Genomic DNA, 330 nt, shown 5'->3' on the forward strand with positions numbered 1-330 from the left:
GGTGCACCTGCGCCGTAGTATTCTTCTTCAAAAATAAGCCAGTCAATTAAGTTACACCCGCGGCCGCCATATTCTTTAGGCCACATAACCATTGAAAAACCCGCTTTATGTAGCTTGCGCTCCCATTGGCGGTGCAGCTCAAAGCCTGCTTTGGTGTCGTAAGTGGGCAGCTTTTCTGCAGGTACATTTTCTGCAAGCCACTGACGCACTTCCATACGGAAATTTTGTTGCTCTGTTGTATAAGTTAGTTTCATAGTCGGCCTCAAAAATTCGCTTCGCGTTTGTCTACAAACGCGCGGCGGGTTTCAGCAGAATCTGGGCTGGTATAAG

General features: G+C 47.9%; 1 protein-coding gene. It reads right to left on the reverse strand.

What is annotated here, in order from left to right:
* On the reverse strand, positions 1-254 hold a 254-nt coding region (locus AAEY62_RS21210; RefSeq protein ID WP_350636330.1), incomplete at its 3' end, for an acyl-CoA dehydrogenase family protein.
* Positions 255-330: the final 76 nt, after the last annotated feature.

It is taken from the genome of Pseudoalteromonas sp. GW168-MNA-CIBAN-0100 (assembly GCF_040309225.1).
In the GTDB taxonomy this organism is placed as follows: domain Bacteria; phylum Pseudomonadota; class Gammaproteobacteria; order Enterobacterales; family Alteromonadaceae; genus Pseudoalteromonas; species Pseudoalteromonas arctica.